14 protein-coding genes are annotated in these 9,357 nt (G+C 76.2%); 7 read left to right on the forward strand and 7 right to left on the reverse strand.

From position 1 onward, the window contains the following. Positions 1 to 85 precede the first annotated feature (85 nt). Positions 86 to 382, forward strand: a complete 297-nt coding sequence (locus ABD353_RS38340) for a hypothetical protein (protein ID WP_344628359.1) — start codon at positions 86 to 88, stop codon at positions 380 to 382. Positions 383 to 419: 37 nt separating this feature from the next. On the opposite strand, the gene ABD353_RS38345 is transcribed toward ABD353_RS38340, so the two are convergent. Next, positions 420 to 1,157: a MerR family transcriptional regulator gene (locus ABD353_RS38345; RefSeq protein WP_344628360.1), complete on the reverse strand. Its 738-nt coding sequence runs from the start codon at positions 1,155 to 1,157 to the stop codon at positions 420 to 422. A 119-nt stretch (positions 1,158 to 1,276) separates the two neighbouring features. Between ABD353_RS38345 and ABD353_RS38350 the strand changes: the two genes are divergently transcribed. Further along, on the forward strand, positions 1,277 to 1,744 hold the full coding sequence (locus tag ABD353_RS38350) for a DUF6194 family protein (RefSeq protein ID WP_344628361.1): 468 nt from the start codon (positions 1,277 to 1,279) through the stop codon (positions 1,742 to 1,744). A gap of 76 nt (positions 1,745 to 1,820) precedes the next feature. Here ABD353_RS38350 and gcvH read toward each other — a convergent pair whose 3' ends face one another. Then, positions 1,821 to 2,213: a glycine cleavage system protein GcvH gene (gcvH, locus tag ABD353_RS38355; protein WP_344628362.1), complete on the reverse strand. Its 393-nt coding sequence runs from the start codon at positions 2,211 to 2,213 to the stop codon at positions 1,821 to 1,823. Between the two features lie 188 nt (positions 2,214 to 2,401). Between gcvH and ABD353_RS38360 the strand changes: the two genes are divergently transcribed. From ABD353_RS38360 to ABD353_RS40735, 3 genes are all read left to right on the forward strand, one after another. Beyond that, positions 2,402 to 3,367, forward strand: a complete 966-nt coding sequence (locus tag ABD353_RS38360; protein ID WP_344628363.1) for a LysR family transcriptional regulator — start codon at positions 2,402 to 2,404, stop codon at positions 3,365 to 3,367. A 99-nt stretch (positions 3,368 to 3,466) separates the two neighbouring features. Then, the gene (locus ABD353_RS38365; protein ID WP_344628364.1) at positions 3,467 to 3,679 is read left to right on the forward strand and encodes a PLDc N-terminal domain-containing protein; all 213 of its coding nucleotides are present in this window, start codon (positions 3,467 to 3,469) and stop codon (positions 3,677 to 3,679) included. A gap of 87 nt (positions 3,680 to 3,766) precedes the next feature. Then, on the forward strand, positions 3,767 to 3,844 hold the full coding sequence (locus ABD353_RS40735) for a hypothetical protein (RefSeq protein WP_464336931.1): 78 nt from the start codon (positions 3,767 to 3,769) through the stop codon (positions 3,842 to 3,844). 91 nt (positions 3,845 to 3,935) lie between these two features. Here the strand turns inward: ABD353_RS40735 and ABD353_RS38370 are convergent, their stop codons facing one another. Both ABD353_RS38370 and ABD353_RS38375 read right to left on the reverse strand, forming a co-directional pair. Then, complete coding sequence (locus ABD353_RS38370) at positions 3,936 to 4,730, reverse strand: Ig-like domain-containing protein (RefSeq protein WP_344628365.1); 795 nt, start codon at positions 4,728 to 4,730, stop codon at positions 3,936 to 3,938. A 285-nt stretch (positions 4,731 to 5,015) separates the two neighbouring features. Next, the gene (locus ABD353_RS38375) at positions 5,016 to 6,095 is read right to left on the reverse strand and encodes a hypothetical protein (RefSeq protein WP_344628366.1); all 1,080 of its coding nucleotides are present in this window, start codon (positions 6,093 to 6,095) and stop codon (positions 5,016 to 5,018) included. A gap of 291 nt (positions 6,096 to 6,386) precedes the next feature. Between ABD353_RS38375 and ABD353_RS38380 the strand changes: the two genes are divergently transcribed. Next, a complete protein-coding gene (locus ABD353_RS38380; RefSeq protein WP_344628367.1) occupies positions 6,387 to 7,376 on the forward strand; it encodes a WD40 repeat domain-containing protein in 990 nt (329 codons plus the stop codon). Positions 7,377 to 7,387: 11 nt separating this feature from the next. On the opposite strand, the gene ABD353_RS38385 is transcribed toward ABD353_RS38380, so the two are convergent. Then, positions 7,388 to 7,942: an NUDIX domain-containing protein gene (locus ABD353_RS38385; protein WP_344628368.1), complete on the reverse strand. Its 555-nt coding sequence runs from the start codon at positions 7,940 to 7,942 to the stop codon at positions 7,388 to 7,390. Positions 7,943 to 8,110: 168 nt separating this feature from the next. On the opposite strand from ABD353_RS38385, the gene ABD353_RS38390 reads away from it, so the two are divergent. Beyond that, on the forward strand, positions 8,111 to 8,653 hold the full coding sequence (locus ABD353_RS38390; RefSeq protein ID WP_344628369.1) for a GNAT family N-acetyltransferase: 543 nt from the start codon (positions 8,111 to 8,113) through the stop codon (positions 8,651 to 8,653). 18 nt (positions 8,654 to 8,671) lie between these two features. On the opposite strand, the gene ABD353_RS38395 is transcribed toward ABD353_RS38390, so the two are convergent. Both ABD353_RS38395 and ABD353_RS38400 read right to left on the reverse strand, forming a co-directional pair. Beyond that, positions 8,672 to 9,079, reverse strand: coding sequence for a hypothetical protein (locus tag ABD353_RS38395; protein WP_344628370.1), 408 nt, complete (start codon positions 9,077 to 9,079; stop codon positions 8,672 to 8,674). Positions 9,080 to 9,168: 89 nt separating this feature from the next. Beyond that, positions 9,169 to 9,357: VOC family protein (locus ABD353_RS38400; protein WP_344628371.1), on the reverse strand; the 189-nt coding region annotated here is incomplete at its 5' end.

The following is a 9,357-nucleotide window of genomic DNA, read 5'->3' on the forward strand; positions in this document are numbered from 1 at the left end:
CCGGGCGGCGCCCCCCCCCCCGGGGGGGGGGGGGGGGGGGGCCCGCCCGGCGGCACCCGCCGCCGGGCCCGACCCGGCGTACCCGGTGCTCGTCCTGCCGATGATGGCCGCCGGCTTCGGCACCTCCTTCGCCCTCACCGGCACGACCACCACCGCGATGACCGCCGCCCCCGCCGCGTACGCGGGCACCGCCTCCGCCCTGTTCAACACCACCCGTCAGATCGGCAGCGCGGCGGGCGTCGCCCTCGGTGGCACGCTGCTCGCCACCGCGGCCGGCTACGGCGCGGGCCTGCGCACCGCCATGGCGGTGGGCGCCGCCGCCTACCTGGCCGCCGCCGTCCTCGGCCTGTACTGCGTCCCGGCCCGGCCCGCCGAGCACTGACCTGCGACGCGGCTCCCGCAGGTCAGCGGGTGCCCGGTCAGCGGGTGCCCGGACAACGGGTGCCCAGACAGCGGGACAGGTGCACGGCCGCCTCCAGCAGCGCCGCCGCCTGCCCGTCGAGGGCGGCGTGCCGGTGCGCCACCGCGGCCCGCAGGGCGCCGGTACTGCCGGTGCGGCGCAGATCGTCGAGGACCGACCGGATCTGCGGCAGCCCGTGGTGCGCCCGCCGCAGCACCGCGGTCACCTGCGCGTCCCGGACGTCGGCCGGGCCGAAACTGCGGTAGCCGGTGCCCCGCTCCCGCCCAGGCACCAGCAGGCCGGCCGCCTCCCAGGTGCGCACGGCGGACGTCCGGACACCGAGCAGCGCGGCGACCTCCCCGATCCGCAGGCCCGCGGAACGCCCCGGCGGGCGCCGCGGCTGCGGCGGCCGGTCCGCCAGGGCCTCCAGCGCCGCGCTCGTGGCGGCGAGCGCCTGCCGTTCGCCGTGCAGCGCCGCATGGGCGGCGTCCACCAGGGCGAGGGCGCCGGAGCGCTCCCCGGCATGCACCGCCCGCATCACCGCCCGCGCCTGCTGCGGGCCGCAGCCCCGGGCCAGCGCCCGGTAGGCGAGCAGCGCGTCCAGGTGGCCGTCGTCGAAGCGCCGGTACCCCGCGGCGGTCCGCGGCGCGGGCGGCAGGATCCCGGCATCCGCGTAGTTGCGGATCTGCTGGGTGGTGATCCCGGCCGCCCGGGCCAGATCGACCGGTCGGAGCCCCGGCCCCTGCTGCTCCGCCACCGCTTCCTCCTCCTGCGACCTTCCAGCCGATTTGAAGGTTAGCGGCCACCTGTCCCCGGTCTGAAGCCGCACTGCCCGCGCCAACTGCCAACAAGCACTTCAATGGAAGACTTGAAGCCATGGACCTGACCACCGAGAACGGGATCATCGAGTACGCCCGGAGCCTGCCCGGCGTCGTCGCCGTCACCGCCGACGCGGCCGGCGGCGCCCCCGAGGTCGCCTGGGGCGACACCTTCTTCTTCCACGACCCGGACGGCGACTCCCCGCGCCGGATGCCGTTCGCGACGCTGGTGACCAAGGACTACGCGGGCTTCGACACCGCCTCCGACCTCGACCGGCCCGGCGTCTTCCGGCTGAACGTCTCCGTCGGCCGCAGGGCCTTCGAGGAGCTGATCGGCCACCCGCCCGCCGCCCACCAGCAGCACCACGACACCTACGACTACACCGCCACCGACCGGCTGCTGCCGCACCCCGCCTACGCCGTCCAGGCATGGGTCTGCATCCTCAACCCCGGCCCGGCCACCACCGGCCTCGCCCGCGAGCTGCTCGCCGACGCGCACGCCCGCGCCGCCCGTCCAAGGGCGTAGAGCGCGGCTTCAAAGGCGTACGGACGACCCGTAGGGGCGGGTGGGGGCACCTCCCGCCCCTTGCGGTACGTCCGGATCAGGCACCCTCGGTGATCCACTCGCCGTAGGCGGTGGCGGACAGCAGGCCCTTGAGGTCGGTGCCCTTGGCGAGTTCGATCTCGATCAACCAGCCTTCGTCGTAGGGGTCGGTGTTGACCAGTTCGGGGTCGCTGTCCAGCTCCTCGTTCCTGCCGGTGACCTTGCCCGCCAGCGGTGCGAAGACGTCGCTGACGGACTTCACGGATTCGACCGTGCCGAAGGGCTCGCCGGTGTCCAAGGTGCGCCCGACCGGCGGAAGTTCGACGAACACCAGGTCGCCGAGCTGCTTCTGGGCGTGGTCGGTGATGCCGACCCGGATCCGGCCGTTGCCGAGTTCGCGCACCCACTCGTGGTCCTTGGTGTACTTCAGGTCGTTCGGGATGTTCGCCATGAGGCCCTCCGTGGTGCGGCCGCCCGGCCGCGGCTCGGCGCCCGAGGAACGGGCGTTCCCGCCGAGACTGCAACAGACCCCGGTACGGGAGCCGGGATTGTCACTCGACCGGGTGGGTCGCACACGGAGGGCGTGTCGCGGCGGGGAACCCGCAGCCGGTGTCCACCGGGCGCCCGCCGTCGGCGAGAATGATCACCGTGGATCTCGACCTGGCGCAGGTACGGGCGTTCGTCGCCGCCGCCGACCACCTGCACTTCGGACACGCGGCCCGCTCGCTCTCGCTCACCCAGCAGGGCCTGTCCAAGCGGATCGCCCGGCTGGAGGACGCCCTCGGCACCCGGCTGTTCGACCGCAGCCGCACCCAGGTCGGCCTCACCCCCGCCGGGCTCCGCTTCCTCGACCCCGCGCGCGCCGCGCTGGCGGCCGGCGCCGCCGCGGTGGACGCCGTCCGGCACGGCGGGAGCCCGATCCGGGTCGACCTCTGGGGGCACCTGTTCGAGCCGCTGCGGACCGTCCGGGCGCTGCTCGACGACGGAGCGGGACCGCCCGTCGAGATCGGCCCGGGACGGGACCTGCCCGGGGTCGCCGCCGCCCTGCTGCGCGGCGAGATCGGCGCCGCCCTCGGCCGCTTCCACCCGCTCGACGACGGCCTGGAGCAGGCCCTCGCCCACCGCCCGGTCCGGTTCGAGCCGGTCGACGCGGTGCTCCCCGCCGGCCACCCGCTGGCCGCCGCCGGCCGGCTGCGCCCGGCCGACCTCGCCGGACTGCGGCTGCTGCTGCCCGCGGCCGCCGGCCGGCTGGACTTCCTGGGCTCCTTCGCCGCACGGTTCGCCATCCCGGTGGAGCCGGGCGGCGCGAACCTCGGCCTCGGCCACCTGCTGGAGCGGGTCCGGACCGGCGGCGACGGCTTCGCCCTGCTGCCCGCGGAACTCCCGCTCGGCGACGGGCCCGGCATCGCGGTGGTGCCCCTCGCCGACCCGACCCCGCTCTACGCCTGGTCGCTGGTCTGGCACCGGGACCGGCCGCACCCGGGCGTGCCGGCCCTGCTCGACGCCTTCGCCGCGGCCGGGCGCCGCCGCCGCTGGCTGGAGTACCGGCCCGGCCTCGACTGGCTGCCCGGTGCCGAGGACCTCGCCGCCGTACCGGACGCCTGAGGGTCCGCGGCGGGTCTTGACGGGCGGCGGCCCGCGTCGAAGGCTTCGGGTGAGCGGCCGCCCGGCCGCCCCGGTCCGCACCCGAAGGGGCATCGCCGCATGGTCACCGCCGCCCTGTCCCCGTCACCCGGGACGATCGCCGCGCTCGTCCCGCTGCTGGCCCTCGTCCCCGCCGTGACCTGCATGGTCGACATCTCCCGCCACCCCGACACCCGCCGCTGGCCGCCGCAGACCTGGATGGTGATCTGCCTGCTCGGGAACGTCCTCGGGCTGGTGGCGTACCTCCTGTACGGGCGGAGCCCGCGCCGCTGACCCGTGCCGCGCCCGGTGCCCGCCCGCAGGCCGATCCGGGCCCGGTGTGGAACGGTGGGACGGGGGCCGGCTGTGAGAGGAGCGGTCATGTCGTCGAAACGGCGTCGCAAGAAGAAGGCACGTGCCCGGCGCGGAGCGAACCACGGGCGTCGTCCGCAGTGCTGAGCAGCAGCTGTACCGAACCACCCGCGGAGCGGTCACCGGCACGGGCCGGTGACCGCTCTCGTACGCGGGGATCAGGAGGCCGGGCCGCCGGTCAGGGCCGGCACCGACCGGTGCGCGGTCCCGTCACGGTGGTGCCGGTGGTGGACGGCTCCGGCCGGTTGCCCTCGCAGTGCAGCGGGCCGGACACGGTGTTCGCCTCGAAGACCGGGACGGCGGTGCCGCCCGTGGTGCCGGTGATCCGGACGGGGCCGGTCAGGGTGTTGGCGGCGGCGCGCAGGCCCCCGGTGTTGGCGTCCAGCGTGAGCGGCCCGGTGAGCGTGTTGCCCGGGCAGTCCGCCGGGTGCCGTGCGTCGGAGCCGAAGACCAGCGGTCCCGTCGTCCCGGTCACGGTCACCCGGCCGGTCAGGCTGGAACCGCACACCGTCACGGCCAGGGCGCCGTCCGCGGTGAGCGGCCCGGTGAGCTCGGCGTCCGAGACCGCCAGTGCGCCGCCGGGCCGGACGGTGACCGGGCCGGTCTGCCGGGCGCCGTCGGCCAGGCAGAGCGCCTGACCGGGTGCCACGGTGAGCGGCCCGGCATGGGGCGCGGTCAGACAGGGCGCGCTGAAACCGACGGTGAGCCCGGCGGCCGCCGGACCGCCCGGTGCGAAGTCCGGGTCGCCGTCGTAGCGGGCGGTGAGGGTGTGCGGCCCGGGCTGCAGGGCCGCGGTGGTGAACCGGGCCCGGCCGTCCGCCAGCTCGGTCGCGCCCTCCAGGAAGGTGACCGTCCCGGACGGGGTGCCCGGCCCCGTCGATCCGACACCGGCGGTCAGTGTCACGGCGTGTCCGAACAGCGGTGCCGCCGTGTCCACCGTCAGGGCGGTGGAGGTCGCGTACCGGAACGACACCGCCGCCCGGCCGTTGCCGTGGTTGACTCCCTGGAGCAGGACGGCGTCGCCCGCGGCCGACGTGGCGTGGCTGCTGCCGCCGCCACCGCCGGCGCCGTACAGATTGCCCGGGTTGCCGCCGCCAGCAGACCGGCCGCAACGGCCGGTGCTGCCAGGGTGGTTCGGTTCATCGGGGGTGACGCTGCCTTTCGGGGTCGTGCTGTCGTCCGCGGGACGGCCGCCGGACCGGACGGGCGTCCCGCGGACGAATGATCGGACGGGCCCATGGATGGATCTGCTGGTGGGTCAGACACCGTCGTCGGCGCAGAGCACCCACGCGTCGGAGCGGTTGCCGCTGGAGCCGGCGCCGCCGGTGTGGGTGAAGGCCGTCCAGTGCGACGCGGTGGTCGTGCCGTCGGCGACCGGGCTGCCGCCGGAGTCGCTCGGGAAGCTGCCGTTCAGGTGGTCGCCGCCCGAACCGGGGCCGGTGAAGTCGGTGGTGGTCGGATCGGCACCGGAGATCGCCGCGCCGCCGCTCACCAGCGGCCCGTCGTTCGCACCGCAGCCGACCGTCACCGTCAGGCCGCTCGTCGCCGTGTCCGGCCCGGCGGCGCCGCCGTGCCGGACCGTCACCGTGGCACCGGAGACGTCGATGCCCGAGCCGCTGCAGATCGCGTACGCGTACGTCGTGTTGTTGCTGCCGCCACCGCCGCCGTTCCAGCCGACCGCGGCCCAGGAGTCGGGGTCGGTCTCGCCGTCGGCCGCGGCCTTCTGCCCGTGGTCGTGTGCGGCGTCGTCGAAGGTGGGGTAGCCCGCGATCGGCTTGAGGCTGCCGACGCTCGCCGGGGTCGTCCGGGCGCCGCCGCCGAGCAGCCGGGTGTTCGCCGGGCAGGTCGCCACCACCAGGCCGACCACGGCGGCGCCGCTCGGCCCGGCCGTCTTGTTCATCACCACCTGGGTGTGGTCGATCAGGCTGCTGCCGAGGCAGACCGCGTAAGGCGTCGAGGAGAACGAGCCGTTGACCGCGCCGCCGCTGCCGCCGATCGCCAGCCAGTGCGTGTCGTCGGTGCCGACGACCCCGGTCGAGCCGGTGTACTCGGTGCTGCCGTCGGGGCTCGGACCGGTGCCGTTGACGTGGTTGCCGTTGGAGGACGTCCCCGTCCCGATCGCCTGGTCGATGCCGCCGCCGGACACCGGCCCGGCCGCACAGTCGGCGTGCGTGGAGATCTCGGAGAAGGTCGCGGCGGGCCCCGAGGCCGCGCCCGGGGTCTTCACGGTCGCGGCGACCGTGTTCGCGGACGCCGTCGCCGGCAGCAGCACGGCGAGGACGGCAGCCGCCGCCAGGGCCTTGCCCGCAGCGGTACGGCGCAGGAATCCCCTGCCCATCGGCACTTCCCTTCCGGGGCCGGCGCGCTGCGGCGGCCCGGTGGTACGGATCTGATCAGGCCTCACGTCCGTGAGGCGCTGCCATCCTCCGGCCCGCCGTCGAGGGCGGGCCACTGGTGATCCGCACGGCACCGCAGTGCCGCGGTCGGGTGATCGACCAGGGGCGGGCCGGTCGGCCGGTGCCCGGGAGCAGCGGATCGGCGGACCGTTCGGACAACGGCAGGTCCGGTGCGCGCCGTCCCGTCGGCCGGCCGGGGGATCATGGACCGACCGCGACGGAAGGGGGACTCGATGGCATGGGTGGCGGAGTGGGCCACCGGCCCGGTGGGGGACGGTGTCGGCACGGTGCGACAGGCCGTCGGCGGCGGGCACGGGGGACCGGTGAACGCCGTGGCCACCGCGGTCGTCGACGGCCGGGCGGTGGCGGCGAGTTCGGGCCAGGACGGCAGCGTCCGGTGGTGGGACGTGGCGGACGGGCGGCTGCTCGGCGCCTTCGGGACCGGCCTGTTCACCGGCCTCGCCACGGCCGTGGTCGGCGGACGACCGGTCGTGCTGACCGTGGGCGACTACGACCCGCGCTTCGTCCGCGACCCGGAGACCGGCGCCTGCCTGTGGCACCTCCCGGTGGACGACGCCGTCTCCGTGGCGGTCTGCCACCCGGGCGGCAACCCGGTCGCCGTCACCGGCCACGAGGACGGCGGCACCCGGCTCTGGGACCTGGCCGGGCAGTGCGCGCTCGGCCCCGCCCTCACCGGACACGACCACGCCGTGCACGCCGTCGCGGCGGCCGTGGTCGACGGACGGCCCCTCGCCGCGACCTCCAGCGGCATGGACGTCGACCAGAGCTGGGACCGCGACGTCCTCGTCCACGACCTGACGGACGGCCGCCGGCTGGCCGGCCTCCCGGCCGCCACCACCTCGGCGGTGAACGCCCTCGCCCTCACCGCCGTCCACGGCCGGGCCGTCGTGGCGACCGGCGACTGGCGCGGCACGCTCCGCCTCCACGACGTCCGCTCGGGTGCGGAACTCGCCCCCGCTCCCGCCCCGCACCACGGCATGTTCGGGGCACTCGCCGCGGGGGAGTGGGCCGGCCGGCCCGTGCTGGCCTCCGGCGGCGACGACGGGACGGTACGGCTCACCGACCCGACGACCCGTACTCCGCCCGCTCCCGACCTGCGGCTCCCCGGCAGGACGGCCGCGCTCGCCCTGCTGCCCGGCCGGCGCCTCCTCGCCGCCCACGACCGCGAACTCGTCCTGCTGGCACACCGCCCCGGGCCCTGACGGCCCGGGGGTCAGGCGCCGGCGGCCTCCGTACGGGCGGCCAGCAGGATCGCCGCCACACTGCCCGCCTCGGTGATCTCCCCGGAGGTCACCCGGGCGAGCGCCTCCTCCAGCGTGCAGCGGTGCACCGTCATCCCGGCCTCCGTCGAGTCCCGCGCCATCGTCCCCGCCGACAGGCCCGTCGCCAGGAACAGATGGGTGACCGCGGACGTGCTCGACGGCAGCGGATGGATCGCCCCCAGCGGCCGCCACCCGGCGGCCCGCAGCCCCGTCTCCTCCTCCAACTCGCGCCGGGCCGCGGCCTCCGGCGCCTCGCCCGGCTCCACGCCTCCGCCGGGCAGGTGCGGCATCCGGCGACCGGTCAGGTAGAAGTCGTCCTCGACCAGCAGCAGCCGCCGGTCGCCGTCGAGCGCCACCGTCCGCACCGCGTCCGCGACCTCGACGTGCTCGTAGCGGAACGGCGGTGCGTACGGCCCCTGCACGGTGTCCGCGACCAGCCGGACGAACGGCCCGGTGTGCAGCACCTCCCGGCCCGTCCTGCGCCATCCGCCCAGCGTCCCGTCCACCGTGCCTCCCCGTCGCCAGCCCGCTCCTCCCGCCGACGCTACGCGGCTCCCGTGCCTGCCGGAGGGAGGGCGCGGAAACTCCCGGCGCGCCCTCGTCCGCCGGCGCCGCCGCCGCTCCGACCGCATAACCGGTTGCCGCCGCACGGCCCGGCCGGGTAGGAAGCTCGCATGCTTACAGGCAGCAAGGTCGGGCTGAGGGCCCGGCACGAGGACGACATCCCGATCCTGCGGACCGGCCTCTACGACGACGTGGTGAACGGCTCGCGGGCGGAGGGCAGCCCGTGGCGGCCGATCCCGCCCGGCTCGAAGGACCCGCGGCTCGCGGTGGACGACACCGAGCCGAGCCGGGTCCCGTTCTCCGTGGTGGAACTCGACGGCGGCACGCTGGTCGGCACCGCGGCGCTGTGGGGCATCGACACCCACAACCGGTCCGCGCACATCGGACTCGGGCTGCTGCCCACCGCCCGCGGCAAGGGCTACGGCACCGACGTGGTCGCGGTGCTGTGCCACTACGGCTTCGTGGTGCGCGGCCTGCAGCGGATACAGATCGAGACGCTGGCGGACAACTTCGCGATGATCGGCTCCGCCGAGCGCAACGGCTTCGTCCGCGAGGGCGTGCTGCGCTCCTCGGCCTGGGTCATGGGCGAGTTCCTGGACGAGGTGCTGCTCGGGCTCCTCGCCCGGGACTGGAAGCCCGACACCGGGAGCTGACGAGGCGCCACCGGCGGCTCAGACGTCGACCCCGCCGGCGGCCGCCGCGCGCAGGTCCGCCACCGCGTCGAAGAACGCCCAGCCGTCCGCCGCACAGGTCGTGCGGTCCGGCAGCTGCGCCCCCGCGGCCAGCGCCGCGTCGAGGAAGGCCCGGGCCGTGCCCGGTTCGTGGAGGTTGAGCACCGGGCCGCCCGCGGTCGTCACCGCGCCGGACGGCAGGAACCCGTCCGACACCATCCGGCCCGGCCCCTCGGCGAACACCAGCAACAGCCGGCCGTTGACCCCCGGCCGGCGCACCGTCAGCAGGTTGCGGCAGCGCCGGCCGTCCCCCTCGCCGTCGTCGGACGCGTGGTCGTGCCCGACCGACCACAGGAAGACCTCCTCGCCGACGACCATCCGCCGCGGCTTCCTCTCACTGCGTGCCATGGGCCGAGCCTAACGGCCCGCCGCACGGGCCCGGAGCCGTCCGGCGGGCCGGGCGGGGCGGGTCAGGTCTCCCGTGTGCGGGGTCCCGTTCAAGGGCCGCTTCGTCGGGCGAGGACGCAGAACTCATTGCCTTCCGGGTCTGTGAGCACGACCCGGGGTGCCCCGTCCGGGCCGACGTCGGCCCGGCGGGCGCCGAGGGCGAGCAGCCGCCCGACCTCGGCCGCCCCGTCGTCGGGGCGGAAGGCCAGGTGCGGCCGGTCGGTGGGCGGGGGGTGGAC

The organism is Kitasatospora arboriphila, from assembly GCF_039528095.1.
GTDB lineage: Bacteria > Actinomycetota > Actinomycetes > Streptomycetales > Streptomycetaceae > Kitasatospora > Kitasatospora arboriphila.

Excerpts from the sequence above, each read along its gene's own strand:
- ABD353_RS38350 (WP_344628361.1), top strand. The coding sequence starts at position 1,277 with ATGGACCTGACCACCGAGAACGGGATCATCGAGTACGCCCGGAGCCTG.
- gcvH (WP_344628362.1), bottom strand. The coding sequence starts at position 2,213 with ATGGCGAACATCCCGAACGACCTGAAGTACACCAAGGACCACGAGTGG.
- ABD353_RS38360 (WP_344628363.1), top strand. The coding sequence starts at position 2,402 with ATGATCACCGTGGATCTCGACCTGGCGCAGGTACGGGCGTTCGTCGCC.
- ABD353_RS38365 (WP_344628364.1), top strand. The coding sequence starts at position 3,467 with ATGGTCACCGCCGCCCTGTCCCCGTCACCCGGGACGATCGCCGCGCTC.
- ABD353_RS40735 (WP_464336931.1), top strand. The coding sequence starts at position 3,767 with ATGTCGTCGAAACGGCGTCGCAAGAAGAAGGCACGTGCCCGGCGCGGA.
- ABD353_RS38375 (WP_344628366.1), bottom strand. The coding sequence starts at position 6,095 with ATGGGCAGGGGATTCCTGCGCCGTACCGCTGCGGGCAAGGCCCTGGCG.
- ABD353_RS38380 (WP_344628367.1), top strand. The coding sequence starts at position 6,387 with ATGGCATGGGTGGCGGAGTGGGCCACCGGCCCGGTGGGGGACGGTGTC.
- ABD353_RS38390 (WP_344628369.1), top strand. The coding sequence starts at position 8,111 with ATGCTTACAGGCAGCAAGGTCGGGCTGAGGGCCCGGCACGAGGACGAC.
- ABD353_RS38395 (WP_344628370.1), bottom strand. The coding sequence starts at position 9,079 with ATGGCACGCAGTGAGAGGAAGCCGCGGCGGATGGTCGTCGGCGAGGAG.